Origin of the sequence: Streptomyces globisporus, from assembly GCF_003501885.1 — a bacterium.
GTDB classification, from domain to species: domain Bacteria; phylum Actinomycetota; class Actinomycetes; order Streptomycetales; family Streptomycetaceae; genus Streptomyces; species Streptomyces globisporus_D.
This window is the reverse complement of record NZ_QWFA01000077.1, coordinates 1-24,870: the sequence shown is the minus strand read 5'-3', so window position 1 is coordinate 24,870 and position 24,870 is coordinate 1. Positions and strand designations below refer to the sequence as shown.

18 protein-coding genes are annotated in these 24,870 nt (G+C 72.2%); 14 read left to right on the top strand and 4 right to left on the bottom strand.

The window, feature by feature from the left end:
• Positions 1–155 precede the first annotated feature (155 nt).
• Positions 156–332, top strand: coding sequence for a hypothetical protein (locus tag D3105_RS34575; protein ID WP_010072233.1), 177 nt, complete (start codon positions 156–158; stop codon positions 330–332).
• Between the two features lie 2 nt (positions 333–334).
• Positions 335–3,577: a helix-turn-helix transcriptional regulator gene (locus D3105_RS16370; protein WP_206272759.1), complete on the top strand. Its 3,243-nt coding sequence runs from the start codon at positions 335–337 to the stop codon at positions 3,575–3,577.
• Here D3105_RS16370 and D3105_RS16365 read toward each other — a convergent pair.
• The 3 genes from D3105_RS16365 to D3105_RS16355 form a co-directional block, all read right to left on the bottom strand.
• Entirely contained in the window at positions 3,574–3,759 is a 186-nt protein-coding gene (locus tag D3105_RS16365) for a DUF6191 domain-containing protein (protein ID WP_118903922.1), read from the bottom strand. The genes D3105_RS16370 and D3105_RS16365 overlap by 4 nt on opposite strands.
• Positions 3,760–3,798: 39 nt before the next feature.
• Entirely contained in the window at positions 3,799–5,013 is a 1,215-nt protein-coding gene (locus tag D3105_RS16360; RefSeq protein WP_118903921.1) for a PQQ-dependent sugar dehydrogenase, read from the bottom strand.
• A gap of 128 nt (positions 5,014–5,141) precedes the next feature.
• Positions 5,142–6,098 (bottom strand): aldo/keto reductase, encoded by a 957-nt coding sequence (locus D3105_RS16355; RefSeq protein WP_118903920.1) that lies wholly within the window; start codon positions 6,096–6,098, stop codon positions 5,142–5,144.
• 164 nt (positions 6,099–6,262) lie between these two features.
• Here D3105_RS16355 and D3105_RS16350 point away from each other — a divergent pair, with 164 nt between their 5' ends.
• The 10 genes from D3105_RS16350 (at position 6,263) to D3105_RS16305 (ending at position 20,559) form a co-directional block, all read left to right on the top strand.
• The gene (locus D3105_RS16350; protein ID WP_118903919.1) at positions 6,263–7,210 is read left to right on the top strand and encodes a 2-hydroxyacid dehydrogenase; all 948 of its coding nucleotides are present in this window, start codon (positions 6,263–6,265) and stop codon (positions 7,208–7,210) included.
• A gap of 409 nt (positions 7,211–7,619) precedes the next feature.
• Positions 7,620–10,442: a putative bifunctional diguanylate cyclase/phosphodiesterase gene (locus D3105_RS16345; RefSeq protein WP_118903923.1), complete on the top strand. Its 2,823-nt coding sequence runs from the start codon at positions 7,620–7,622 to the stop codon at positions 10,440–10,442.
• 218 nt (positions 10,443–10,660) lie between these two features.
• Positions 10,661–12,517 (top strand): acetolactate synthase large subunit, encoded by a 1,857-nt coding sequence (locus D3105_RS16340; protein WP_118903918.1) that lies wholly within the window; start codon positions 10,661–10,663, stop codon positions 12,515–12,517.
• A 23-nt stretch (positions 12,518–12,540) separates the two neighbouring features.
• Complete coding sequence (gene ilvN, locus D3105_RS16335) at positions 12,541–13,068, top strand: acetolactate synthase small subunit (RefSeq protein WP_006127785.1); 528 nt, start codon at positions 12,541–12,543, stop codon at positions 13,066–13,068.
• A 116-nt stretch (positions 13,069–13,184) separates the two neighbouring features.
• On the top strand, positions 13,185–14,186 hold the full coding sequence (ilvC, locus tag D3105_RS16330) for a ketol-acid reductoisomerase (protein ID WP_006127786.1): 1,002 nt from the start codon (positions 13,185–13,187) through the stop codon (positions 14,184–14,186).
• A gap of 263 nt (positions 14,187–14,449) precedes the next feature.
• The gene (gene serA / locus D3105_RS16325; RefSeq protein WP_118903917.1) at positions 14,450–16,042 is read left to right on the top strand and encodes a phosphoglycerate dehydrogenase; all 1,593 of its coding nucleotides are present in this window, start codon (positions 14,450–14,452) and stop codon (positions 16,040–16,042) included.
• A gap of 193 nt (positions 16,043–16,235) precedes the next feature.
• Positions 16,236–18,752, top strand: coding sequence for a Tox-REase-5 domain-containing protein (locus tag D3105_RS16320; RefSeq protein ID WP_240646926.1), 2,517 nt, complete (start codon positions 16,236–16,238; stop codon positions 18,750–18,752).
• A 60-nt stretch (positions 18,753–18,812) separates the two neighbouring features.
• Positions 18,813–19,511 carry a hypothetical protein gene (locus tag D3105_RS16315; protein WP_118903915.1) on the top strand — a complete coding sequence of 233 codons (699 nt, stop codon included), beginning with the start codon at positions 18,813–18,815 and terminating at the stop codon, positions 19,509–19,511.
• Positions 19,508–20,038 (top strand): hypothetical protein, encoded by a 531-nt coding sequence (locus D3105_RS16310; protein ID WP_118903914.1) that lies wholly within the window; start codon positions 19,508–19,510, stop codon positions 20,036–20,038. Before D3105_RS16315 ends, D3105_RS16310 begins: the two co-directional genes overlap by 4 nt.
• Before the next feature lie 92 nt (positions 20,039–20,130).
• Positions 20,131–20,559, top strand: coding sequence for an undecaprenyl diphosphate synthase family protein (locus D3105_RS16305; RefSeq protein WP_118903913.1), 429 nt, complete (start codon positions 20,131–20,133; stop codon positions 20,557–20,559).
• A 4-nt stretch (positions 20,560–20,563) separates the two neighbouring features.
• On the opposite strand, the gene D3105_RS16300 is transcribed toward D3105_RS16305, so the two are convergent.
• Entirely contained in the window at positions 20,564–21,712 is a 1,149-nt protein-coding gene (locus D3105_RS16300) for a PucR family transcriptional regulator (RefSeq protein ID WP_118903912.1), read from the bottom strand.
• 191 nt (positions 21,713–21,903) lie between these two features.
• On the opposite strand from D3105_RS16300, the gene D3105_RS16295 reads away from it, so the two are divergent.
• Both D3105_RS16295 and pruA read left to right on the top strand, forming a co-directional pair.
• Positions 21,904–22,830 carry a proline dehydrogenase family protein gene (locus tag D3105_RS16295; protein ID WP_065478296.1) on the top strand — a complete coding sequence of 309 codons (927 nt, stop codon included), beginning with the start codon at positions 21,904–21,906 and terminating at the stop codon, positions 22,828–22,830.
• A gap of 53 nt (positions 22,831–22,883) precedes the next feature.
• Positions 22,884–24,515, top strand: a complete 1,632-nt coding sequence (pruA, locus tag D3105_RS16290) for an L-glutamate gamma-semialdehyde dehydrogenase (RefSeq protein ID WP_006127799.1) — start codon at positions 22,884–22,886, stop codon at positions 24,513–24,515.
• Positions 24,516–24,870 lie beyond the last annotated feature (355 nt).

The window sequence follows — 24,870 nt, the reverse complement described above, 5'->3', positions numbered from 1 at the left end:
CCTAAGGCCCCCACCCCCGCGAAGATGCGGAACTCGCCCGATGCCCCACCCCCACCTGGCCGACGACAGTGGACACACAGCGAACACAGGGCCCCGGCCGACCGGCCGGGCCACCCGTCCGGTCCGCTGCCACGACCAGGAATCAGGGGAACACCATGTACGAGTACGAGATCTACCGCTCCACCTCCGCCGAACTGATCCGCCGGGCCGACGCCGAGCGCGAGATCGGCCGGGCCCGCCGCGCCCGCCGGGCCGCCCGCCGAACCGGACGCCAGGATCCGGAGGGGAAGGTGAGGCAGGGCGAACGCAACCGCTTCGCCCCGGCCGCCTGACGATGGACCGGCCCGGGACGACCCCCGTGCCGGACCCCGGTCCCGCCGCCGCCCCTTCCGTGCCGGGCGCGGCGGGCGGGGACCGGGCAGGGAGCATGATCACCCTGCGCGAAAAGACTCCCGCCGCCTCGTACGCGTATGCGATGCTCAGCGGCGTGGAGACCAGGTCAGTCAGCCCCGTGTTCGTCGGCCGCGCCGAAGAGCTCGCCTCGCTCACCGGGGCGCTCGCGCGGGCCGCTTCCGGCGATCCGCAGGCGCTGCTGATCGGCGGCGAGGCGGGCGTCGGAAAGACCCGCCTGGTCGAGCAGTTCGTCTCGGCGGCCGAGCGGCGCGACGCCGTGGTCGCCGTCGGGTCCTGCGTCGAGATCGGGGCCGACGGGCTGCCGTTCGCCCCCTTCCCGACCGCCCTGCGCGCCCTGCGGCGTGCTCTGCCCGAGGAGATGGCCGCCGCCTGCGCCGGCAAGGAGGGCGAGCTGGCCCGGCTCCTGCCCGAGCTGGGCGAGGCCCGCCGGGACGCCACCGACGAGCACAGCACCGCCCGCCTCTTCGAACTCACCGCACGCCTGCTGGAGCAGATCTCCGCCGATCGCCCGGTCGTCCTCGTCCTGGAGGACCTGCACTGGGCGGACGCCTCCACCCGCCATCTGCTCGCCTATCTCTTCCGCACCCTCAGCAGCGGCCGCCTGATGGTCGCCGGCACCTACCGCGCCGACGACGTCCACCGCCGCCACCCCCTGCGCCCCCTCCTCGCCGAGCTGGACCGGCTGCGCACCGTCACCCGCGTCGAACTCGACCGGTTCAGCCACGACGAGGTCGGCCGCCAGCTCGCCGGCATCCTCGCCGAGATCCCCGAGGCCGCACTCGTCGACGAGATCTTCGAACGCTCCGACGGCAACGCCTTCTTCGTCGAGGAGCTGGCCCGCTCCCTGGAGTGCTGCGGCGACAGCTCCGGGCTCTCCGAATCGCTCCGCGACCTCCTCCTCGTCCGCGTGGAGGCGCTCCCCGAACACGCCCAGCGGGTCGCCCGGATCGTCGCCGAGGGCGGCTCCTTCGTCGAACACGAGCTGCTGGCCGCCGTCGCCGGGCTCGGCGAGGACGACCTCGACGAGGCCCTGCGCGCGGCCGTCGGCGCCAACCTGCTGCAGCCCGCGCCCGACAACGACGGCTACCGCTTCCGGCACTCCCTGGTCCGCGAGGCCGTCAGCGACGACCTGCTGCCCGGCGAACGCACCCGCGTCAACCGCCGCTACGCCGAAGCCCTGGCGGCCGACCCCTCCCTCGTCCGCGACGACGAACGGGCCACCCGCCTCGCCAGCTACTGGTACGCGGCCCACGACGCCGCCAAGGCCCTGCCCGCCGTGCTCCGGGCAGCCGTCGAGGCCCGCCGCCGCTACGCCTACTCCGAGCAACTGCGGCTCCTGGAGCGGGCGATGGAGCTCTGGGACGACGTCCCCGGTGAAGTCCTCGCCACCCTGCGCCCCTTCGACTACGCCGAGGTCTACCCGGCCTCCGCCTGCGACCCGGAGAACACGCCGCTGCGCTACCTCGACGTGATGGCCGAGGCCACCGTCGCCGCCCACTTCGGCGGCGACCGCAAGCGCGCCCTGGCCATCTCCAAGAAGGCATTGCGGGTCCTGGCCGCCGAGTCCGACCCGCTGCGCGAGGCCTGGTTCCTCGTGCAGCGCAGCCGGCTGGTGCAGGGGCTCGACAAGGGGGACGGCTGGGAGGAGCTGGCCGCCGCCCAGGAGCTGGTGCGGGGGCTGCCGCCGTCGCCCGTCCAGGCCGACGTCCATACGAACGTGGCCAGTTGGAAGGCGCTCCACCAGCCGGGACCGCAGGCGCTCGCCGACAGCGACCGCGCCGTGGAGTACGCCCGGCTCGTCGGCGACGAGTACATCGAACTGCACGCCCGCCTCACCCGCGGCTGGCTCGTCGCGGAAGCGGGCGGCGTCGAGGAGGGCCTCGCCGAGATGTACGCGGTCCGGGACCGCGCCGAACAGCTGCACCTGATGAACCTCCTCGGCCGGGTCAGCGTCAACCTGCCCTCCTCGCTGGAGGCGATGGGCCGCTCGCTGGAGGCCGTCGCCGCCGCCGACCACGGCATCGAGATCTGCCACAGTCACGGCCTGGCCGACTCCGGCGCCTGGGTGTACGCCAACCAGTCCCAGTCCCTGTTCTCCCTCGGGCACTGGACCCGGAGCGAGAGCGCCGCCGCGTCCGCCGCCCGCCTGGCGCTGGGCCCCCGGGCCAAGGGCCTCGCCGCCCTGCGCCGCACCGAACTGGCCGTCTCCCGAGGGGACACGGCCGAGGCGGAGGAGCAGCTCGCCCTGGTCCGCAGGCACTTCGGGCACCGCGACCCGCAGCACCAGCACACGATCGACCCCGGGCGGCACGCCATGGTGCTGGCCGCCTCCCAGGGCAGGCTCGCCGAGGCACGGACCACGTTCGAGGAGCTGGCCGGGGGCGGCTTCCCGCCCGGCACCCAGCGCTACGCCCTGCCGCTGCTCCAGACCGCCGCCATGATCGAGGCGGACGCCCGCGGGCTGCCCGCCGCCGAACCGGACCGCCCGGAGCTGCTCGCCCTGATCCGCCGGTGCGTGAAGAGCCTCCCGATGCTGGTCCCCGTATGGCAGGCGTACGGCGTCTTCATCGAGGCAGAGCTGGCCCGGGCGGAGGGCACGGACACCCCCGGTCACTGGGCCCGCGCCGCCGAGGCCTTCGGCCCGCTGTGCCGCCCGTACCAACTGGCCCAGATCCACCGCCGCTGGGCGGAGTCCCTGCTCATCGCCCCCGGCGAGCGGTCCACCGCCACGGCCCTGCTGCACCGCGCCCACGCGGCCGCCGCGAGGCTCGGCGCGCGCCCGCTCGCCGAGGCGGTCGAACAACTCGCCGCCCGCGCCCGCATCACCCTCGACGGCTCCGGCACGGAGCCCGGCCCCGTCGCCGGGATCCACCCGGCCGCCCCGGCCCCCGTGTCCGCCGCCGACGGCCCCGGCCGGCCGCCGGCCGAGGAGCAGGATCCCGCCATCGCGGCTGTGGCGTCCTTCGGGCTGACCCCGCGCGAGCAGGACGTGCACCGGCTGGTGGCGGCCGGACACACCAACCGGCGGATCGCCGAGGAGCTGTTCATCTCCCCGAAGACCGCGAGCGTCCACGTCTCCAACATCCTGGCCAAGCTGGGCGTCTCCAGCCGCGGCGAAGCAGCCGCCCTCGCCCACCGCCTGAGGCTCTACCCTGCGGCCTAGGGCTCTTCCGTGTCTGCGTCCGTGTCCGGGGGACGCACGGTGACCTTCCCCGAGGCCAGGTCTATCGGCCCCCGGTGCGGATCGCCGATGCCGAGATCGACCCGACTCAGCTCCAGCCGCTTCTGCTCGTCGGAGGTGTGCTTGCGCCCCGGGGCGAAGAGCTCCTCGAAGAAATTGAACACCGGCCGTGCTCCCTCCGACCTGCCGCGCGGGGCGGCCCGCTACTCCACCTCGACCTGGAGGACCCTGTCGTCCCCGGGCTTCTGCGTGCCGCGCCCGTCCGTGTTGCTGGTGAGCAGCCACAGGCGGTCGCTTCCCGCGCTCACCACCGTACGCAGGCGGCCGTGCTCCTCCTCCAGGAACGCCTGGGGGTCCGCGAGAGGTTCCCCGGCCTCCTCGCCGGAGAGCGGGATCCGCCACAGCCGCTCACCGCGCAGCCCGGCCATCCAGATCGAGCCCTCCGCGTACGCGATCCCGCTGGGGGAGGCATCCGAGGTCTTCCACTGCGCCACCGGGTCGATGAAGCCGCCCTCGCCCTCCTCGCCCTCGACCTCGGGCCAGCCGTAGTTCCCGCCGGGCTCGATCAGATTCAGCTCGTCCCAGGTGTTCTGCCCGAACTCGGCGGCCCACAGCCGCTTCTCCGCGTCCCAGGCGAGTCCCTGCACATTGCGGTGGCCGTACGAATACACCACCGAGTCCGCCTCCGGATTGCCGTGCACCGGCTCGCCGTCAGGGGTCATCCGCAGGATCTTGCCCGCCAGCGACTCCTTGTCCTGCGACAGCTCCGTTTCCCCGGCCTCGCCCGTGCCCGCGTACAGCATCTTGTCCGGGCCGAAGGCGATCCGGCCGCCGTTGTGGATGCTGCCCTTGGGGATACCGCGCAGCACGGTGTCCGGGGCGCCGAGCTGCTGTCCCGCCGGGCGCTTCTCGTCGTAACTCATCCGGACGATCCGGTTGTCGGACGTGGTCGTGAAGTAGGCGTACACCAATTGGTCCGCGCCGAAGGTGGACGAGACGGCGAGCCCGAGCAGTCCGCCCTCGCCGGCCGGGGCGACCCCGGGCACCGACCCCAGCAGCGTCTGCTTGCCGCTCTCGCCGTCGATCCGGTGGATCGTCCCCTCGTCCCGCGAGGACACCAGCAGATCACCGCCCGGCAGCGCTGCCAGACCCCAGGGCGACTTCAGGCCCTCCGTCAGCGTCGAGACGACCTTCGCCGAACCCTTCTCGGGCGGCAGGTCCGCCGAGCGGCCCGGCGAGGCCGGGGAAGCGGAACCCGAGGCGGTCGGGGAACCGGCCGGCCGCCCGGACGCACCACCCTCCCCGTCACCGTCACCGGAACACGCGGCGGACAGCAGCAGAGCGGCCGACGCCACCGCGGCCAGCACCCCCCTGCGCACGGCCGGGGACTGCACACGTCCGAACAGAGCACCACGCACGGAACCGATCCTTTCGACGGTTTCCCGACTACCTGCCCCCACACCGCGTTCCCTCACAGTGTTCCTACCTCCCGGCGGAGCCAGAAGTTCCCGGTCCGCCCATTCTCCCGCCGTACGGGGCGTGACGCTCAGTCCCAGGACTCGCGGGCGGCAGGCAGCGCGTCGATCTCCGCCAGGTCCCGGTCGTCCAGGACCACCCGGGCCGCCCCGGCGTTCTCCACCGCCCACTGCTCCCGCTTCGCCCCCGGCACCGGCACCACGTGCGGGCCCTGGCGCAGCACCCACGCCAGCGCCACCTGCGCCACGGTCGCCCCCCGGCGCTCCGCGACCCGCCGCAGACCGGCCACCACGGGCTGGTTCGCCGCCATCACCTCGGCCGTGAACCGAGGATGCCGGGCCCGCAGATCCTCCGGCTCGAACCCCTGCCCCGGCTTCAGCGTCCCGGTCAGATATCCGCTGCCCAGCGGCATCGCGGCCAGCAGCCCGACCCCGCGCGCCACGCACCAGGGCAGCAGCTCGGTGAGCGCCTCCCGCGACCACACCGACAGCTCCGCCTCGACGGCGCTGACCGGGAAGACCTGCTGGATCCGCTCCAACTGCCGGATCGTTCCCTCGAACGGGCTCTCGCCCGACCGGCGCGGGGCCCGCGCGCCCACGGCGCACAGCCCCAGCGAGCGCACCTTGCCCACGGTGACCAGCTCCGCCATCGCGCCCCAGGTCTCCTCCACCGGCACCTCGGGGTCGGCCCGGTGCAGCTGGTACAGGTCGATCACATCGGTCTGCAGCCGCCGCAGCGAGGCGTCGCAGGCCCGCCGGACGTACCCCGGCCGGCCGTTCGCGACGATGTGCTGATCGCCCACCAGCAGCCCGCACTTGGTGGAGACGAACGCCTCCTCGCGGCGGCCCTTCAGCGCCCGCCCCACCAGCAGCTCATTGGTGAACGGGCCGTACATGTCCGCGGTGTCGAGCAGCCGGACGCCCGCGTCCAGGGCCGCGTGCACCGTCCGCACCGAACGGTCGCCGAGCCGCTGCGACGCGCTGTAACCCCAGCTCATCGGCATACAGCCGAGCCCGACCGCGCCCACGGCAAGCCCCGCCGCCCCGATAGTCCTGCACTCCAACTCCCCGAACCCTCCCTCGTACACGCGGCTACGGGGCCGTACCGCACCCAAAAGTAACCTCTGGCGTCCCCGGGTCTTCGCGCAGCCGCCCTGGAGCGCTCGCACACCCGTCGCATAGCCTCCCGACCATGACTGCGACGACTGCTGATGTATGGCTGCCCTACCCGGCCGAGGAGGTCGACGGGCTTCCGGACGGGCCCAACTACGTCTTCTGGAACGGTGGCCCGGACTTCCCCGCCGATCCGGCCGACTGCGCCTATTACGTCGTTCCCTACATGCAGGGCCCCGAGGTGGCGCAGCGCCCGCTCGCCGCCATGAGCGGCGTCCAGGTGGTGCAGACGCTCTCCGCCGGCATCGACCACGTGGAGCCCGGGCTCCCCCTGCTGCCCGCCGGGGTGCGGCTCTGCAATGCCAAGGGGGTGCACGAGGCGTCCACCGCCGAGCTGACCCTCGCGCTGATCCTGGCCTCCCTGCGCGGGTTCCCGGGATTCGTCCACGGCCAGGACAAGGAGGAGTGGCGGTCCGGCTTCTATCCGGCGCTCGCCGACAAGTCCGTCCTCATCGTGGGGTACGGCTCCATCGGCTCGGCCATCGAGGACCGGCTCGCCCCCTTCGAGTGCGCGCGGGTGGCGCGCGTCGCGCGCTCCGCGCGGACCACCGCACGCGGCCCCGTACACACGCTCGACGATCTGCCCGCCCTGCTGCCCGAGGCCGACGTGGTGATCCTCTCCACCCCGCTGAACCCGTCCACACAGGGGCTGGTGGGTGCCGACTTCCTCGCCGCGATGCCCGACGGCGCCCTCCTCGTCAACGTCGCCCGCGGCGGAGTCGTCGACACCAAGGCCCTGTTGTCCGAACTGGAATCCGGACGGCTGCGGGCCGCGCTCGACGTGACCGACCCCGAACCCCTGCCGCAGGGGCATCCCCTCTGGCATGCTCCGAATGTCTTGATCACGCCTCATGTGGGCGGCAGCACCTCGGCGTTCGAACCCCGCGCCAAGCGTCTGCTGGCCGATCAGCTCACCCGGTTCGCCGCCGGGGAGCCGGTGCGGAACGTCGTCGCCACCACCGGCTGACCTCGCCCGGGCAGCCACGCTACGGGGCGGTCCGGATGCACGCAGTGCCGCTCACCTCGTGTTTCGTCACGGAGCGTAGAGAAGCTATGGCCCTGAGTGACGGATCTGGTGTATCGTCCGATCCGGGGCGCTGCGCCGTGAAAGGGACGGCGCGGGGGGAGCATCGGAACGCGAGGGGGCGACGGGCGATGTGCTGGCCATGGAGAGACGAGCCGACGCGGACGAGCGGACGGTCGCGGCCGTCCGCGCCGACGGGGCACACCGGCCGCCGATGGCCGGATCCATGCCTCGGAGCGGCCTCCCGGGAGCGACCCCGACCGCCGCGGAGCGAGCGACGCCGGAGGGGCTCCGCGCGGAGCCAGGCGCCGGGGAGCACGTGCCCGGCGGGCCCGGGGCGGGGGGCCCTCCGGTGAGCGCGCTGGGGGCCCTGCTCGCCACGCGGTCCGAGTCCGGCTCCACCGGGATGCGCTCCCGCATCCTGCTCGGCCTCGTCTGCGCCGGGTATTCGGTGGGCGCCGCCTTCGGCTGGGGGTCACCGCAAGTCGCCGTCTTCATGGGGGACTTCGGCCTCGCCGCCGCAGCATTGGTCGCCGCGGTCTCCTGCTTCCTCTACGCACGGACGGGCGCGGGCCGGCTGCGCCCCGCCTGGCTGCTGTTCTCGCTCTCCTCCCTCATGGCGGCCTGCGGAAACGCCGTCTGGGGGTGGTACGAGGTGATCCTCGGCGTCCCCGTGCCCACTCCCTCCCTCGCCGACGTCTTCTTCCTCTGCTTCGCGCCGCCCGCCATCGTCGGACTGCTCGTCCTCGCCAAACGGCCCGTCACCCGGGCCGGCTGGGTCTGCCTCGCCCTGGACGCCTGGCTGATCGGCGGCTCCCTGCTGACGCTCGCCTGGAGCCTCGCCCTCGCGCACACCGCGCACATGGCGGGCGTCCAGGACGCCAGCGTCGCGCCCGCGGCCCTCTCGCTGGCCTATCCGCTGCTCGACATCGTGCTCGTCTCGATGGTGCTCGCCCTGCACTTCCGGCGGGCCGGGGTGAACCGCTCCGCGGTGAACACCGCCATCGCGGCTCTGGCGCTCACCGTGCTGAGCGACGCGGTGTTCACCTCGCCGCTGCTGCGCTCCACCTACCACTCGGGCCAGCTCCTCGACGCCGGCTGGTTCGCCGGGTCGCTGCTCCTCGCCTACGCCCCCTGGGGCGCCCGGCGCGGAACCCGCAGGCCCGCCCGTCCCGGCCCGCCGCGCCCCACTGCCAGCCGCCCGATCGCCGGCTCCCTCGCGGCCCTCACCCCGTATCTCGCCGCCGCCGTCTGCACCCTGGGCATCCTGTACAACGTGGTCGACGGACGCCGGGTGGACCGGGTTGTCATCTTCACCGGCTGCACGGTCGTCCTGGCGCTGGTCGTCCGGCAGGGCATCATGCTCCTCGACAACATCTCCCTCACTCAGGAACTGGCCCAGAAGGAGAACCACTTCCGCTCCCTGGTGCAGGGCTCCAGCGACGTCATCATGATCGCCGCGCCCAACGGAACCCTGCGTTACGTCAGCCCCGCCGCCGCCGGGGTCTACGGGCGCGAGGCGGAGGGGCTCGTCGGCGCCGAGCTGTCCTCGATCATCCACCCCGACGATCTCGGCCGGGTCGTCCACGAGGTGCGGCGCTTCCTCGCCGCCCCGCCCCACGAGGAACCCACCACCCGCATCGAATGCCGCTTCCGCTCGGGCACCGGAGACTGGCTCAACGTCGAGTCCACCGTCAACCGCCACCAGGGCGGCCTCCTCCTCAACAGCCGGGACGTCACCGAACGGGTCCGGCTCCAGGCCCAGTTGCAGCACAACGCCGAGCACGACCCGCTGACCGACCTGCCCAACCGGGCCCTGTTCACCGCCCGGGTCCGCCAGGCGCTCGGCGGCCGCAGGGCCGGCGACCTCGGTACCGCCGTCCTCTTCATCGACCTCGACGGCTTCAAGCAGGTCAACGACACCATCGGCCACCAGGCGGGCGACGAACTGCTCATCCAGGCGGGCCGCCGCCTCCAGGACTCCGTCCGGGCCGGCGACACCGCCGCCCGGCTCGGCGGCGACGAGTTCGCCGCGCTCATCATGGGCGACGGCACCCGCGACCAGGGCGCCCGCGAGTACCAGGTCCACGAGATCGCCGACCGGCTGCGCCTCACCCTCTCCCAGCCCTACCGGATCGGCGCCAGCGAGGTCCGGGTGGCCGCGTCCATCGGGGTGGCCTTCGCCGAGCCCGCCATCAGCCCCACCGACCTCATGCGCAACGCCGACCTCGCGATGTACCGCGCCAAGGCCGGCGGCAAGGACCGCGTCGAGCTGTACGCCCCGCAGATGCAGGCCGATGTCGTACGCCGCTCCGAGCTGGCCACCCGGCTGCGCACCGCCCTGCGCGACGGTGAGTTCGCCCTGCTCCACCAGCCCGTCGTGCACCTCGCCAGCGGCTCCGTCGCCGCCGTCGCCGCCCAGGCCCGCTGGCGCTCCGCCCAGGGCATCCTGTTCACCCCCGCCGAGTTCCTGCGGGTCTCCGGCGACGACGACCGCACCGCCGAGCTCGGCCGCTGGCTCCTGGAGGAGGCCGTGGCCCAGGCCGCCGACCGGGCCAGGGCCGGGCACCCCGTCGCCGTCTCCGTCCGGCTCTCCGCCGCCCGGCTGCTGGACACGGCCCCGCCGCCCGGCTCCATCGAGGCGCTGCTGACCCGCCACGGGCTGCCCTCCGGCGCCCTGATGATCGAGGTCGCCGACAGCGACCCGCGCGTCTCCTTCGACGCCCTGGAGCAGCGCCTCGTGGCCCTGCGCCGACTCGGCGTACGGATCGCGCTCGACGGCTTCGGCAGCGGCTTCGCGGCGATCAACGCGCTGCGCCGGCTCCCCATCGACGTACTGAAGCTCGACCGGAATCTGGTCGAGGGGGTGGTCGAATCGGCCAGACTGCACAAGATCACCAGCGGTCTTCTGCGGATCGCCTGCGACCTCGGCCTCCAGTCCGTCGCCGACGGCGTCGACGTCCCCGAGCAGGTTCTCGCCCTGCGCGCCATGGGGTGCACCCACGGCCAGGGAATGGCCTTCTCCGGCCCGCTCGACGAGTACCGGCTGCGACGCGCCCTGGTCCGCGGGGAGTTCCCCGTACCGGGCATTCCCAGCCCCCGGCCGGTGATGGCGGGCGGCTCGATCCCGCTGCTCACCGGATCACATACTGAGACGCCTGTCCCACCCACTTGACACGTCATGCGTGCCGGAGAGAGGGTCAATGCCATGCGCACCCGAATTCTCGTACTTGGAAAGCGCGTCGGCTGAAGCAGAGTCACTCCACGACACTCTGCGGACCGCACCCGGCGCGCTCCCCTCGCTTGCCTCACGGCACGAGGGGTTTTTTGTTGCACTGACACCTCTCAAAACGCTGCAAAACACCCGCGAAAACCCTCAGCTTCGAGAAGAGAATGCCGATGACCGAGCAGGCCACCGGGGCCCACCACCCGCAGCCGCGCGCCCGTACCGGCGGACAGCCGTCCGTCACCGTTGAGCACGTCACGGGCGCGCAGTCCCTCATCCGCTCTCTCGAGGAAGTCGGCGCCGACACGGTATTCGGCATTCCCGGCGGTGCGATCCTCCCCGCCTACGACCCGATGATGGACTCCACCCGGGTCCGCCACGTCCTGGTCCGCCACGAGCAGGGCGCCGGCCACGCCGCCACCGGATACGCGCAGGCCACCGGCAAGGTCGGCGTCTGCATGGCCACCTCGGGCCCCGGCGCCACCAACCTGGTCACCCCGATCGCCGACGCGCACATGGACTCCGTCCCGCTCGTCGCGATCACCGGCCAGGTCGCCTCCAAGGCGATCGGCACCGACGCCTTCCAGGAAGCCGACATCTGCGGCATCACGATGCCGATCACCAAGCACAACTTCCTGGTCACCAAGGCCGAGGACATCCCGCACACCATTGCCGAGGCCTTCCACATCGCCTCCACCGGCCGCCCGGGACCGGTCCTCGTCGACATCGCCAAGGACGCCCTCCAGGCGAAGACCACCTTCAGCTGGCCGCCCACCCAGGACCTGCCCGGCTACCGCCCGGTGACCAAGCCGCACGCCAAGCAGATCCGCGAGGCCGCCAAGCTGATCACCCAGTCCAAGCGCCCCGTGCTGTACGTCGGCGGCGGCGTCCTGAAGGCCGGGGCCACCGCCGAGCTGAAGGTCCTCGCGGAGCTGACCGGAGCGCCCGTCACCACCACCCTGATGGCGCTCGGCGCCTTCCCCGACAGCCACCCGCTGCACGTGGGAATGCCGGGCATGCACGGTGCGGTCACCGCCGTCACCGCGCTGCAGAAGGCCGACCTGATCGTCGCCCTCGGAGCCCGCTTCGACGACCGCGTCACCGGCAAGCTGGACAGCTTCGCGCCGTACGCCAAGATCGTCCACGCCGACATCGACCCCGCCGAGATCGGCAAGAACCGCACCGCCGACGTGCCGATCGTCGGTGACGCCCGCGAGGTCCTGGCCGACCTGGTCCAGGCCGTCCAGGTCGAGCACACCGAGGGCAACACCGGCGACTACGCCGCCTGGTGGAAGGACCTCAACCGCTGGCGCGACACCTATCCGCTCGGCTACGACCTGCCCGATGACGGCAGCCTCTCCCCGCAGCAGGTCATCCAGCGCATCGGTCAGCTCGCCCCCGAAGGCACGATCTTCGCGGCCGGTGTCGGACAGCACCAGATGTGGGCCTCCCACTTCATCGACTACGAGCAGCCCGCGACCTGGCTCAACAGCGGCGGCGCCGGAACGATGGGGTACGCGGTCCCCGCCGCGATGGGTGCCAAGGCCGGCATGCCCGACCGCACGGTCTGGGCCATCGACGGCGACGGCTGCTTCCAGATGACCAACCAGGAACTGACCACCTGCGCGCTCAACAACATCCCGATCAAGGTCGCCGTGATCAACAACGGCGCCCTCGGGATGGTCCGCCAGTGGCAGACCCTCTTCTACAACCAGCGCTACTCCAACACCGTGCTGCACTCCGGCGCGGACACGGACGGCAACGCCGCCAAGGGCACCCGCGTCCCGGACTTCGTCAAGCTGTCCGAGGCCATGGGCTGCCACGCCATCCGCTGCGAGGACCCGGCCGACCTGGACAAGGTCATCGAAGAGGCCAACTCCATCAACGACCGCCCCGTCGTGATCGACTTCATCGTCCACGAGGACGCCATGGTCTGGCCGATGGTCGCCGCCGGCACCTCCAACGACGAGGTCCAGGCCGCGCGCGGCGTCCGCCCCGACTTCGGCGACAACGAAGACGACTGAGAGACAGAGAGAGAACGACTCCCATGTCCGAAAAGCACACGCTCTCCGTCCTGGTCGAGAACAAGCCCGGTGTCCTCGCCCGGATCACCGCCCTGTTCTCCCGACGCGGCTTCAACATCGACTCGCTCGCGGTCGGTACGACCGAGCACCCCGACATCTCCCGCATCACCATCGTCGTGAATGTCGAGGGCCTGCCCCTGGAGCAGGTGACCAAGCAGCTCAACAAGCTGGTCAACGTCCTGAAGATCGTCGAACTCGAGCCGTCCGCTGCGATCCAGCGGGAGCTCGTCCTGGTGAAGGTCCGCGCCGACAGCGAGACCCGCTCCCAGATCGTCGAGATCGTCCAGCTGTTCCGCGCCAAGACCGTCGACGTCTCCCCGGAGGCCGTCACGATCGAGGCGACCGGAGGGGCCGACAAGCTGGAGGCGATGCTCAAGATGCTGGAGCAGTACGGCATCAAGGAGCTCGTCCAGTCCGGCACCATCGCCATAGGGCGCGGCGCGCGCTCGATCACCGACCGGTCCCTGCGCGCCCTCGACCGCTCGGCCTGAGCCGACGGACCCCGGGCGGAGCCACACACTCCGCTCGCATGGCGAGACCCGACAACGCACACGACGCACCCGCCGTACGGTGGGACGCAACACCTGCACACCAAGGAGAAGACCCAGTGGCCGAGCTGTTCTACGACGACGATGCCGACCTGTCCATCATCCAGGGCCGCAAGGTCGCGGTTCTCGGTTACGGCAGCCAGGGACACGCCCACGCGCTGTCGCTCCGTGACTCCGGCGTCGACGTCCGCGTCGGTCTGCACGAGGGCTCGAAGTCCAAGGCCAAGGCCGAGGAGCAGGGCCTGCGCGTGGTGACCCCCTCCGAGGCGGCCGCCGAGGCCGACGTCATCATGATCCTCGTCCCGGACCCGATCCAGGCCCAGGTCTACGAGGAGTCCGTCAAGGACAACCTCAAGGCGGGCGACGCGCTGTTCTTCGGCCACGGCCTGAACATCCGCTTCGGCTTCATCAAGCCCCCGGCCGACGTCGACGTCTGCATGGTCGCTCCCAAGGGCCCCGGCCACCTGGTCCGCCGCCAGTACGAGGAGGGCCGCGGCGTCCCCTGCATCGTGGCCGTCGAGCAGGACTCCACGGGCAAGGGCTTGGAGCTCGCCCTCTCGTACGCCAAGGGCATCGGCGGCACCCGCGCCGGCGTCATCAAGACCACCTTCACCGAGGAGACCGAGACCGACCTGTTCGGTGAGCAGGCCGTCCTCTGCGGTGGCACCGCCGCCCTGGTCAAGGCCGGTTTCGAGACGCTGACCGAGGCGGGCTACCAGCCCGAGATCGCGTACTTCGAGTGCCTCCACGAGCTGAAGCTCATCGTCGACCTCATGTACGAGGGCGGCCTGGAGAAGATGCGCTGGTCCATCTCGGAGACCGCCGAGTGGGGCGACTACGTCACCGGCCCCCGGATCATCACCGACGCCACCAAGGCCGAGATGAAGAAGGTCCTCGCCGAGATCCAGGACGGCACCTTCGCCAAGAACTGGATGGCCGAGTACCACAACGGTCTGCCCAAGTACAACGAGTACAAGAAGGCCGACAGCGACCACCTGCTGGAGACCACGGGCCGCGAGCTGCGCAAGCTCATGAGCTGGGTGAACGACGAAGAGGCCTAGGCCTCGGGGGAGCGGGGCGGGTCCACGACGGGCCCGCCCCGCTCCGCAGTACCCCAGGGGCGTTCCGTACGGGTGTACACCACGTCCACCCTCGTGCGGGTGATCCTTCCACGGGGGCGCGGTACACGGCCCATCGCATGACTACACTTCTCAACACATACACGCGTCAGGGCCCACAGTGTCGTGCGTCTACCACGCGGCTAGCCCCTCCACCGCCTGCGGCCGTCGGGACGGCCGTCCGCACTGGACTTGTGAGGACTCACGTGAGCTCGAAACCTGTCGTACTCATCGCTGAAGAGCTGTCGCCCGCCACGGTCGACGCCCTGGGTCCGGATTTCGAGATCCGGCACTGCAACGGCGCGGACCGCGCCGAGCTGCTTCCCGCGATCGCCGACGTCGACGCGATCCTGGTGCGCTCCGCCACCAAGGTCGACGCCGAGGCCCTCGCCGCCGCCAGGAAGCTCCGGGTCGTGGCCCGCGCGGGCGTCGGCCTGGACAACGTGGACGTCTCCGCCGCCACCAAGGCCGGCGTGATGGTCGTCAACGCCCCGACCTCCAACATCGTCACCGCCGCCGAGCTGGCCTGCGGTCTGCTGGTGGCCACCGCGCGCAACATCCCGCAGGCCAACACCGCGCTCAAGAACGGCGAGTGGAAGCGCTCCAAATACACCGGGGTCGAGCTCAGCGAGAAGGTCCTCGGCGTCGTCGGCCTCGGCCGCATCGGCGTCCTGGTCGCCCAGCGCATGTCGGCGTTCGGCATGAAGATCGTCGCGTACGACCCCTACGTCCAGCCGGCCCGCGCCGCGCAGATGGGCGTCAAGCTCCTCAGCCTGGACGAGCTCCTGGAGGTCGCCGACTTCATCACCGTGCACCTGCCGAAGACCCCCGAGACCCTCGGTCTCATCGGCGACGAGGCGCTGCACAAGGTGAAGCCGTCGGTCCGCATCGTCAACGCCGCGCGCGGCGGGATCGTCGACGAGGAGGCGCTGTACTCCGCCCTCAAGGAGGGCCGCGTCGCCGGCGCCGGCCTCGATGTGTACGCGAAGGAGCCCTGCACGGACTCCCCGTTGTTCCAGTTCGACCAGGTCGTCTGCACCCCGCACCTCGGCGCCTCCACCGACGAGGCGCAGGAGAAGGCGGGCATCGCGGTCGCCAAGTCCGTCCGCCTCGCGCTCGCCGGTGAGCTGGTCCCGGACGCGGTCAACGTCCAGGGCGGCGTCATCGCCGAGGACGTCCGCCCCGGTCTGCCGCTCGCCGAGAAGCTCGGCCGGATCTTCACCGCGCTCGCGGGCGAGGTCGCGGCCCGCCTCGACGTCGAGGTGTACGGCGAGATCACCCAGCACGACGTCAAGGTGCTGGAGCTCTCCGCGCTCAAGGGCGTCTTCGAGGACGTCGTCGACGAGACCGTCTCCTACGTCAACGCCCCGCTGTTCGCGCAGGAGCGCGGTGTCGAGGTCCGCCTCACCACCAGCTCCGAGTCGCCCGACCACCGCAATGTGGTCACCGTGCGCGGCACGCTCGGCAGCGGCGAGGAGGTCGCCGTCTCCGGCACCCTGGCCGGCCCGAAGCACCTCCAGAAGATCGTCGCCATCGGCGAGCACGACGTGGACCTGGCGCTCGCCGACCACATGGTCGTCCTGCGCTACCAGGACCGTCCCGGTGTGGTCGGCACGGTCGGCAAGATCCTCGGCGAGGCCGGGCTGAACATCGCCGGCATGCAGGTCTCGAGGGCCGCGGAGGGCGGCGAGGCGCTGGTCGTCCTCACCGTCGACGAGACGGTCCCGCAGCCGGTGCTGACCGAGATCGCCGACGAGATCGGCGCGTCCTCGGCCCGCTCGGTGAACCTCACCGACTGACCCACCCCGTACGACCCCGGCTGCCGGGCGCCCCTCCACCGGGGCGCCCGGCAGCCGTTTTTTCTGCGGCCGACCGGCCGGATCCGCCCCTATGGGCCCGGGGTTGGGCCCTGGGGCCCACGACGCGCGAGGCCCCCGACCCTAGGGTGACCGGTTGTCATGTCACTCATGGGCACCGGGGGTCGGATCACGTATGTCTGCTGTCGGTGGCATACCCGTAGCGGGAGGCCCGGCTCCGGCCGCCGCCCCCCGGCGTGACCTCCCGGGCCCGCTCGCCGTGGTCCGCGTGGCCCTCCTCGTCCTGCTCGGCGCGACGGTCCTCGGCGCGGTCGGCCTCTCCGGCTCCGCGATCGCCGCCGACGCCATGGGCGCCCAGGTGTTCGGCATCCTGCTGTACGCATCCGCGCCCGGGGTGCTCTGCGCCCTGCTGGCCCGGCATCTGCGTACGGGCGGCAGGCGCGTGCTGTGGGGGATCGTCGCCGTCCAGATCTGGCTGATCATCGGCGGTCTCGGCAATCTGTCGGACGGGTCGCCGGACGGGTTCACCCAGCTGGTTCTGCCCGTCCTGATCCTGGTGCTGCTGCGCCGTCCGCAGAGCCGCGCGTGGTTCCTGCTGCCGCCCCGGGAGCGCGGGGAGCCGCCGAAGTTCTCGCTCCCGCACATGATCACGTGGAAGCGGGACCGGGGGCAGACCGCGCTGGAGTACCTGGGCCTGGTCCTGATCGTCGTCGCGCTGATCGGGGCGCTGACGGTGGGCGGCCTCGGCGGCCGGATCACGGAGGGGCTCCAGTCGGCGATCTGCTCGCTGACGGGCAGCTCGTGCCCGGTGTCGCCCGGAGGCAGCGACACCGTCGCGGGAGACGACCCGGGTGGCGGAGCGGACGGCGGTACGTCGGGGAGCGCGGACGGCGGCGCGGACGGCGGGGCCGACGGGGGCGCCGCCGACGGTGGTTCGACCACCACGGGCGGCACGACCACGGGCGGCACGGCCGGCGGCGACGCGACGGGCGGTACGGGCGGGACCGGCGGGACGGAAGGCTCCGGTGGCACCGAGGGCACCGGTGGAACTCAAGGCTCCGGCGGTACGGAGGGTTCCGGCGGAACAGAAGGCACCGGTGGCTCCGAAGGCACCGGAGGCGCCGACTCCTCCAGTGGTGGCACCGGCGGCCCCGACGACGGGCGCCCCGGCACCGGCGAGGACACCTACCCGGAGGACAACGAGGAGCCCGAGGCCGCCTACGACGTCCAGGCGTCCGACGACGGGGACGGGGAGGGCGAGGGTGGCGAGCAGGCCGAGGAGCAGGAGGACTGCGGCGGCTGGGGCTTCTTCGGCTGCGCCTGGGACCGGACGACCCAGGTCTTCAAGGGCATCGTGGTCGACGGGATCTGGGGCGACATCACCGGGATCATCGACCTGTTCAAGCCGGAGACCTGGTCGGGCCTGGTCGACTACGGCAAGCAGCTCGGCGACCAGTGGGGCGCGGACTCCGAGGGCGCGTCCGACAAGTGGGCCGACGGCGACTACCTGGGCGCCCTCTGGGACTGGGGCGGGGCCTCCGTCAACACGGTGATCACGGTCGGCGACGACATCTTCGTCGGCGACGAGGTCCGCGAGCGCTGGAACAACGGCGAGAAGACCCGGGCCGTCACGGATGTGATCTGGAACGTCGGCTCGCTGTTCATCCCCGGCTACAACGTCGCGAAGGTGGTCGGCAAGGCCGGGAAGCTCGGCAAGATCGGCAAGGTGGCCTCCGAGGTCGCGGACGCGGCGGGCGATGCGAGCGCCGCCGCCCGCCGGGCCCGCCAGGCCGCGGACGCGGGCGATCTCGACGGCGTACGCCAGGCGGCGAAGGAGGCCGACGAGGCGGCGGACAGCGCCGAGGACGCGGCGCGCCGCACCGGCTGCGCGATCGCGGGCGGACCGTCCCGGGTGCCGTACGGCGGGGGCGGTGGCGGGTTCGGCGGTGTGCCGGGCGCGGGCACCGGGGTGCTGGCGGGCGGTTCGCCGGCCCGGATCGTCCTCGCCGAGGGCGGCTGCGACGAGGCGGCCAAGGAGGCGGCCGAGGAGGCGCGGGCGGCGGAACGCCAGGCGCACCTGGACCAGAAGCGGCTGGAGGAGCCCGAGCGGGCCCGGCAGGCGCAGCTGGACAAGAAGCAGCACCCGGAGCCGCAGCGCAACGACACCAGCGACCCGCGCAACTACAACCCGCCGAGCTGGGCGGACGAGCTCACGACCCGCACCCTCGGGGACGCGGACGCGGGCGACGGCTACTGGGCGAGCCGGGACCGTAACCCCGTGCCCAACTGGAAGAACGAGTCCTGGCTGCGCTACCAGGAGCAGATCACCGGCACGAACCGGGGCCAGGAGTACGTCGTCCCGCACCCGCGCGAGGGCAAACCGGCGGTGGAGTACGACGGGTGGGACTCCTCCCGGCAGACGTACCTGGAGGCCAAGAACGGCTACGACTCCTACCTCTCACAGTCCCGCCCGGGAACGCTCACCCCCTCCGGCAGGGACAAGTTCGTCGCGGAGGCCCGTGCCCAGGTGGAGGCGGCCGGCGGCAAGCCCGTGGAGTGGCACTTCTCGAACCCGGAGGTCGCGAAGGCGGCCCGCGCGGCGTTCCGGGAGGCAAGGCTGCCGATCAAGGTGGTTCCGACGCCGGTGAGACCGGGCGACAGCACGAGGAAGCCCGGGGCCTTCGACGAGTAGCCGAGTAACCTGCCTCTGTGGGCGACCCGGTGGGTCCGGCGACGGAGGAGAGAGATCAGCATGCGACGTCTGGTGCGAGGCTTCTGGGGCCCGAGGCCGGAGCCGGCCGAGTCCCTGGCCGATCGGTGGCGGCGGACCCTGGACGGACTGACCGGGCTGGTTCCGGAGGCGGCGGCTGCCTGGAGCCGGATCCACGCGAACGGACCCGCGACGGCCATCACGCCCGACGAGGACGCCCTGCTCGGCGCGGTGCGCGCCGCCCAGAGCGCGGCTGACTGGTCGGATCTGACGGGAACCGGACTGCGGCTGGTCGGCACGGGCACGCCCGGCTGGGAGGTCGAGGTCAGCGGACTCGCGGGCGGCACACCGGAGTTCCTGCTCCAGTCGGTCATGGTGGTGCTTCACGCACCGGACGGAGCAGCTGTTCCCGAGGAGGACGTCCTCGCGCTCCTGGCCCGGGTGTGGGAGCCGGACTTCGGTGATGTGACCGACAACGACGTGCTGGACGCGTTGGAGGACGAGGCCGGGTTCTCGGTCGAGGACCCGGCCGTGGGCCGGGCCGGCTACCTCTCCCCGGCCCGGGCCGCCCTCGTACCGGACCATCTGGAAGCGGTCCGTCAGGAACTCCCGGGCGGTGGCGAGCTGTTGAGCATCGCGGCACCTGGTGACACCGCGGCGGTGGTGCGCGCGTGCGAGCGGCTCCGCGAGGCGGGAGCCCTGGCGGCGCTGCCCCGCCCGATGGACCGGGCGGTCCTGTGACCTCCCGGGCGGGCGAGCCCTTCGACACGGACCGTGCGGCGGCGGAGGTGGCCGGGCTGCTCACCGCTCCCGTACCGACCGACGGCCCCACCACCGCCGAGGGCGACCCGGTCACCGAGGAGTGGACGGTCACCGCCGGGGCGGGCTTCCGCATCGTGCCGCTCTGGGAGGGCGACCCCCTCACCGGTGTGTACGCCCCCGAGTGGAACGACGCCGAGGAGGCCGCCGCATCCCATCTGGCCGAGCTGGCACGGGCGTTGGACGCGCGCTGGGGGCCGCACCGCAGGGTGCGGCTGGACGGGCCGTTGATGCGCCGGCAGGGCGGATCGCCGGTGGAGCCGCTGTTCGAGGCGCTGTTCTCGCAGGACCTGTACGGGGACCTGGAGGTCTGGGGCCCCCTCGACCCCGGCGGCCGGTGGATCGCCCTGATCGCCGGCCACAGCGACGGGGACGCGCCGTTCGTGCTCGCCGCCCTGGTCGGCGACCGCCCGATCCCCGAACCGGAGGACTTCGACGGGCGGTTGTGAGGCCCGCCCGGCGCGGCCTGGAGCCGGCAGGTGGCGGCCGGAGCCGCTGACAGGGTCCGTCGGCATCAGCTGTCCTGTGCTGGAGAGGGTTCATGAAGCTGCTCCCCCTTTTCCTCCGGAAGGCCATCGAAGCGGTGTACGAGCGTCGGCTCGCCGCGACCCTGGTGGGCCCGCCGCGCTCGCAGCACGTCGGGATCATGGTCGACGGCAACCGGCGCTGGGCCCGAAAGGCCGGGCACACGGACGTCCGGGAGGGCTACCGGGCGGGCGGTGCCAAGGTGACCACGTTCCTGGGCTGGTGCACGGCCGGGCGCGGCGGCCTCAAGGTGGACGTGGCGGTCGGCTACGGCGGCCGGCGCGAGATCACCTCCGGCGAACAGCGCCTGTCCGGCTTCCGGCTCTGGCAGTCCGCGTACGCCGAGATGCACCGGGTGGACTGCTACTGGCCGGCGTTCCGGCACGTGGACTTCCTGCGCGCGCTGCGCTCGTACGCCGACCGGGAACGCCGCTTCGGCAAGTGAGCGGCTACAGCCGCGCCCGCTTCACCGCCATGTGCAGCAGCAGCCGGTCCTCCCCGTCGTTCAGGTCGAGGCCGGTGATCTGCTGGATCCGGGAGAGCCGGTAGTACAGCGTCTGGCGGTGGATGCCCAGGGCGGCGGCCGTCCGGCTCGCCTGGCCCGCGGAGTCCAGGAAGACCTCGGCGGTGTGCGCCAGCTCCCGGTGCGGCGGGGTCAGCAGCGAGGCGACCGCCGGGTCCCCGGGGTCGTTCCCGGTGCCGGGGAGGGCGGTCAGCAGGCGGTACGGGCCGATCGCCGACCAGCGGGCGACCGGGCCGAGACGGGGCTCGGCGCGGGCCGCGCGGGCCGCTGCCGTGGCCTCGTGCCAGGAGACCGTCAGCTGGTCCAGGCCCCGGCGCGGCGTGGCGATCCCCCCGGTGACGGCCGGGTCCGCGCCCGTGCGCAGCCGGTCCGCCGCGCTCAGCGCGGGGTCCAGGCGGTCCGGCGAGCGCAGCCGGACGAGCGCGGCCAGCGACAGGGGCCCGGCGGCCCCCGGCGCAGGGACCGTCGCCAGCGCGGCCGCCGACGCCACGCCCCGTACCGACGGCGTGTCGTCGGCCCACGGCGTCACGCACACCACCGTGTGCAGCCCCTCCGCGTCCCGGCCCAGGGCCTCGCCCAGCGCGGCGACGGCCGTGTCGTGCTGCCGGCCGGGGCCTGCCGTGAGCACCGCGCCGAACTCCCGCGAGAGGTCCGCGCCCGCCCGCGCCTCGTCGAAGAGCAGCGCCCCGATCCGGGCGGCCACCTCCATCGCGGCGGTCAGCTGCTCCTCGGTCGGGCCCGGGTCCGCGTCGAGCAGCCAGACGTAACCGAGGACGACACCCCGATGGCGTACCGGAAGGCAGAGGCGGTCCCGGAACACCCCGGCCTCGGGCGCGGCGGGGATCCGGACGGGCCCGGTGGCCCGGGTGATGCCGAACCCCTCGAACCAGGCGCGGACGGCGGGGGTGGAGCGACGGGTCAGGATCGAGCGGGTGCGGACCGGGTCCATCGCGCTGTCGTCGTCGCTGTCGTGGGCTCCGAAAGCGACCAGGCCGAAGTCCCGGTTCTCCAGGGTGGCCGGGGCGTCGAGGAGGGCCGAGATCTCGTCGACCAGTTCCTGGTAATCGCCTGTCACTCCGCCATTCTGCACCTCCGTGCCGCCTTCCTCATACAGATGTCTGAGATGGCGGCCACGGATGCGTGACAGGTGTCGATGGCACAGCCCGCACGGGGTACCTAGATTTCACAGTGGTTATCCGTGCCGTACCGGTTCGTTCACGTTCGTACCGTTACGGCCCCTCGTCCGTACATTCGTGGAGGTGCCCCGTGCTGGGTCCCGTGATTCTCGCCGCATCGCGCAGCGACAAGATGCGCCGGTTCATCTCGGCCGCGCCCGGCACCAAGCAGGTCGTCGACCGCTTCATCGCCGGCGAGACCGTCGACCAGGTCGTCCCGATCGTCGAGGACGCCGCGGACAAGGGCCTGGAGGTCACGCTCGACGTCGTCGGCGAGGACATCACCACCCCCGCGCAGGCCGAGGCCGCCCGCGACGCCTACCTGGAGCTCATCGAGCGCCTGAAGGTCCTGGACCTGGGCCCGCGCGCCGAGATGTCCGTGAAGCTGTCGATGTTCGGCCAGGCACTGGAGGGCGGGCACGAGCTGGCCCTCGCCAATGTCCGCCCGGTCGTCGAGGCGGCGGCCGCCATCGGCACCACGGTCACCCTGGACGCCGAGGACCACACCACCCTCGACTCGATGTTCGCCATCCACGAGGAGCTGCGGAAGGACTTCCCGCAGACCGGCTGCGTCATCCAGTCCTACCTCTTCCGCACCGAGGACGACGCCCGCCGCCTGGCCGAGGCCGGCAGCCGCGTGCGCATCGTGAAGGGCGCCTACAAGGAGCCCGCCTCCGTCGCGTACCAGGACAAGGCCGAGATCGACAAGGCGTACGTCCGCATCACCCGGATCCTGATGGAGGGCGCGGGCTACCCGATGATCGGGTCGCACGATCCCCGTCTCATCGCGATCGCCCAGGAGCTCGGCCGCCAGGCCGGGCGCAAACTGGACGAGTACGAGTTCCAGATGCTGTACGGCATCCGCAGCGACGAGCACGTCCGGCTCGCGGCCGAGGGCCACCGGATGCGCGTCTACACGGCGTACGGCACCGACTGGTACGGATACTTCATGCGCCGCCTCGCGGAGAAGCCGGCCAACCTGCTGTTCTTCGGCCGCTCGATCCTCACCAAGGGCTGAGCAGCCCCCGGGCTGACCCACACCCCCGCCGACATCAAGGAGACAAGGCACTCATGGACGCCGTCACCCAGGTCCCCGCGCCGGTCAACGAGCCGGTCCACTCCTACGCGCCCGGCTCCCCGGAGCGCGCCCGCCTGGAGGTGAAGCTCAAGGAGCTCGCCGACAACCCGATCGACCTGCCGATGACCATCGGCGGCGAGAAGCGGATGGGCGGCGGCGAGCGGGTCAACGTCGTACAGCCGCACAACCACAAGGCCGTCATCGGTACCTTCGCCGGGGCCACCGAGCAGGACGCCCAGGACGCCATCGACGCGGCCCTCGCCGCCGCTCCGGCCTGGCGCGCGATGTCCTTCGACGACCGCGCCGCGATCATCCTGCGCGCCGCCGAGCTGCTCTCGGGCCCCTGGCGCGAGACGCTGGCCGCCTCCACCATGCTCGGCCAGTCCAAGACGGCCCAGCAGGCCGAGATCGACACCCCCTGCGAGCTCATCGACTTCTGGCGCTTCAACGTGCACTACGCGCGCCAGATCCTCGCCGAGCAGCCCCCGGCCAACTCCCCGGGCGTGTGGAACCGCATGGACCACCGTCCGCTGGAGGGCTTCGTCTACGCGATCACGCCGTTCAACTTCACGGCCATCGCGGGCAACCTCCCCACCGCCCCCGCCCTCATGGGCAACGTCGTGGTGTGGAAGCCGTCCCCGACGCAGACCCACGCCGCCGTGCTGCTGATGCAGCTGCTGGAGGAGGCCGGGCTGCCGAAGGGCGTCATCAACCTGGTCACCGGCGACGGCATCGCCGTCTCCGAGGTGGCGCTGAACCACCGCGACCTGGCCGGTATCCACTTCACCGGCTCGACCCCCACCTTCCAGCACCTGTGGAAGACGGTCGGCAACAACATCGCGAACTACCGCACCTACCCGCGGCTCGTCGGCGAGACCGGCGGCAAGGACTTCGTCGTCGCGCACCCCAGCGCCGACCGCGCGATCCTGAAGACCGCGCTGACCCGTGGCTCCTTCGAGTTCCAGGGCCAGAAGTGCTCCGCGTCCTCGCGGGCGTACGTCCCGGCCTCCATCTGGAACTCCGGCTTCAAGGAGGAGTTCGCGGCCGAGGTCGACTCCATCACGATGGGTGACGTCACCGACCTCAGCAACTTCATCGGGGCCGTCATCGACGACCGCTCGTTCGCCAAGAACAAGGCCGCGATCGACCGCGCCAAGTCCGACCCGACCTGCACGGTCATCGCGGGCGGCACCTACGACGACTCGGTGGGCTACTTCGTCCGCCCGACCGTCATCGTGTGCACCGACCCCGAGAACGAGGTCTTCACGACCGAGTACTTCGGCCCGATCCTGGCGATCCACGTCTACGAGGACGAGAACTACGACGCCATGCTCGCGCAGATGGAGTCGGTCTCCGACTACGCGCTGACCGGCTCGGTCATCGCGGGCGACCGTGCGGCCGCCGCGTACACGATGGACAAGCTCCGCTACGCCGCGGGCAACTTCTACATCAACGACAAGTCGACCGGCGCCGTCGTCGGCCAGCAGCCCTTCGGCGGCGGCCGTGCCTCCGGCACCAACGACAAGGCGGGCGCCCCGCAGAACCTCCAGCGCTGGACCCTGACCCGGGCCATCAAGGAGACGCTGGTCCCGCCGACCGACTACACCTACCCCCACCAGGGCTGACGCCCTCCCGGGACGCCGCAGCACGGCGCCCCGGACCGGGGTCTTCCCCAGGACCCCCTCAGAGCACCGCCCCCCGACCGGCCCCCCTGCCGGCCGGGGGGCGGTTTCCATGTGCGGGGGTCACTCGGGGCTCGCTCGTGCGATGGCCCAACGACCCCCGGGGCACGCGGTCTTGTGGTTTAGGTAATGGGCATGTCAAATTCCTTCTCGGTACGTCCCCACACGTCACCCGAGAAGGAGTTCCCCCATGAGACGCAACTCCCGCGCGCGCCTCGGCGTTTCCCTGCTGCTCGTCGCCGGCGCCCTCGGCCTCGGAGCCGCCCCCTCCACCGCCGCCGGCACCCCGGCCGCCGCC

What these genes read in the sequence shown, in the direction of transcription:
- D3105_RS16350 (WP_118903919.1), top strand. Translation starts at nt 6,263, where the DNA reads ATGACTGCGACGACTGCTGATGTATGGCTGCCCTACCCGGCCGAGGAG.
- D3105_RS16305 (WP_118903913.1), top strand. Translation starts at nt 20,131, where the DNA reads ATGAAGCTGCTCCCCCTTTTCCTCCGGAAGGCCATCGAAGCGGTGTAC.
- D3105_RS16320 (WP_240646926.1), top strand. Translation starts at nt 16,236, where the DNA reads ATGTCTGCTGTCGGTGGCATACCCGTAGCGGGAGGCCCGGCTCCGGCC.
- D3105_RS34575 (WP_010072233.1), top strand. Translation starts at nt 156, where the DNA reads ATGTACGAGTACGAGATCTACCGCTCCACCTCCGCCGAACTGATCCGC.
- D3105_RS16370 (WP_206272759.1), top strand. Translation starts at nt 335, where the DNA reads ATGGACCGGCCCGGGACGACCCCCGTGCCGGACCCCGGTCCCGCCGCC.
- pruA (WP_006127799.1), top strand. Translation starts at nt 22,884, where the DNA reads ATGGACGCCGTCACCCAGGTCCCCGCGCCGGTCAACGAGCCGGTCCAC.
- D3105_RS16315 (WP_118903915.1), top strand. Translation starts at nt 18,813, where the DNA reads ATGCGACGTCTGGTGCGAGGCTTCTGGGGCCCGAGGCCGGAGCCGGCC.
- ilvN (WP_006127785.1), top strand. Translation starts at nt 12,541, where the DNA reads ATGTCCGAAAAGCACACGCTCTCCGTCCTGGTCGAGAACAAGCCCGGT.
- D3105_RS16340 (WP_118903918.1), top strand. Translation starts at nt 10,661, where the DNA reads ATGCCGATGACCGAGCAGGCCACCGGGGCCCACCACCCGCAGCCGCGC.